Here is a 1714-nt window from a genome sequence, read left to right as displayed (position 1 = left end):
GTTCTTGCGCTATTGCGAAGAGCGTGGCGATATCACGCTCGGACTGCATTGCATTGACACGCCACGGACTTATCGTGCCGAGTTGCCCCCGCGCGCACTCGACTGGAAGCTGGTGCCGAAGCTGGTTAATTCGGTAGACCGTCACAGCCGCACTGGCTGGCGTGACCACGCGGTCCTGCATTTGATGGCGTACTACGGTCTACGAGCATCAGAAGTTGCCGCACTCACGCTGAGTTCTATCAACTGGGAATCGCGAACGCTTCACGTTCAGCAGCGCAAGACCCGTTCGGTCCTGGTATTGCCATTGGCGGACAGGACCATAAATCTGCTACGGCGCTATCTTCGGTGTGGCCGCTCTGGAAGTGATTGCCCCGCTTTGTTCCTACGGGCACGAAGCCCGGCTGGGCCACTGACCCATTATGGCGTGGTCGACATCTTTTGCACGCGCGCCAGGCTGAGTGGCTGCCAATCACGAACAGTTCCTCATATGCGCTGCGACACGCGTTCGCGATGCGTCTGCTAGATCGAGGCGTGGGCACGAAGGCCATTGGCGATATCCTGGGACATCGCAGCCTTGAGAGCACGTGCGTCTACCTGCGCCTGGACATTGCCATGTTACGTTCGGTCGCGCTGCAGGTTCCAACGCTCTCGAATTCGAGGAGGCTGCCATGAGCATCTCCACGTCAATGTTTGCCATGGAGGCTGCGATCACAGACTACGTTGCCCATCAACGCGCCCTGGGTCGTGGCTACCGCAACGAAGAACGAATCCTGCTGTCGATGTGTCACTGGCTCGCGCAGTCCTCAGTTCGGGAGCTTGATCAAGCAAGCTTCGATCAATGGTGCGATACCATGCATCATCTGGGGCCGAATACGCGTCGCGCCAGACAGTTGATGGTGCACAAGTTCTGCCTGTTCAGACAGCGTGCCGAGCACGAGTGTTTCGTACCCAATCCGCTGTACTTCGCGCGACCCTGTCCGTACATCCGCCCGGTCATTGTGCAGCCGGATCAGGTCGCACGAATGCTGGTCGCAGCCACGCACCTGACGCCGACACTTGGCTCACCGCTACTACCCGCCGTGACGCGCATCGCCATTGTGCTGCTGTATACGGCCGGGTTGCGGCGCGGCGAACTGCTGCGCCTGACGCTACGAGACGTTGAACCCACGTCAGGGGTGTTGCAGATTCGAGAGTCGAAGTTCCACAAGAGTCGGCTGGTGCCGCTATCAACCGATGCCGCACGCGAACTTCGACTTTACCTACGCAAGCGCCTCAACGCTTCGCTCGGCACCGGCCCGGAAACGCCACTGTTGTGCAATACGACCCGAGGTCTACGTGGATACACCGGCACGGGAATCAGCCGGCCCATACACGCACTCTTCGAACTCGCTGACGTTCGCGATGCCGAGGGACGATGTCCGCGAATTCACGACTTGCGGCATAGCTTTGCAGTCCAGGCTTTGATCCGGTGGTATGAGGAAGGCGCGGACGTACAGTCGAATCTTCCGAAACTGGCAATCTACATGGGGCATGTCTCGATCGTATCGACGGCATACTACCTTCCATTCGTTCCGACGATCGCGGCACTCGCAAGTGAACGCTTCGAGAAGCATCTGGGCCACGTGCTCGGCGGGAGGAAGCCATGAAACCGCGCAAACCGACAGAGCTCGGCCGATGTCTGCTGCGCTTCTTCCAGGACTATCTGCCCACACTG

General features: G+C 59.3%; 3 protein-coding genes. All 3 read left to right on the top strand.

What is annotated here, in order from left to right; all coding sequences use genetic code 11:
* The first annotated feature begins 112 nt into the window (after positions 1 to 112).
* From JMY24_RS39180 to JMY24_RS37955, 3 genes are read left to right on the top strand one after another with little or no spacing between them, the layout of a single operon-like run.
* Positions 113 to 523 carry a tyrosine-type recombinase/integrase gene (locus JMY24_RS39180; RefSeq protein WP_236597785.1) on the top strand — a complete coding sequence of 137 codons (411 nt, stop codon included), beginning with the start codon at positions 113 to 115 and terminating at the stop codon, positions 521 to 523.
* Positions 511 to 672 (top strand): site-specific integrase, encoded by a 162-nt coding sequence (locus JMY24_RS39175; protein WP_236597784.1) that lies wholly within the window; start codon positions 511 to 513, stop codon positions 670 to 672. The genes JMY24_RS39180 and JMY24_RS39175 overlap by 13 nt, the downstream gene beginning before the upstream one ends.
* Positions 669 to 1646 (top strand): tyrosine-type recombinase/integrase, encoded by a 978-nt coding sequence (locus JMY24_RS37955; RefSeq protein ID WP_128598765.1) that lies wholly within the window; start codon positions 669 to 671, stop codon positions 1644 to 1646. The genes JMY24_RS39175 and JMY24_RS37955 overlap by 4 nt, the downstream gene beginning before the upstream one ends.
* The last annotated feature ends 68 nt before the right edge of the window (positions 1647 to 1714 follow it).

It is taken from the genome of Paraburkholderia kirstenboschensis, from assembly GCF_904848585.1.
Lineage (GTDB): Bacteria > Pseudomonadota > Gammaproteobacteria > Burkholderiales > Burkholderiaceae > Paraburkholderia > Paraburkholderia kirstenboschensis.
This window is presented reverse-complemented; position numbering and strand designations above follow the sequence as displayed.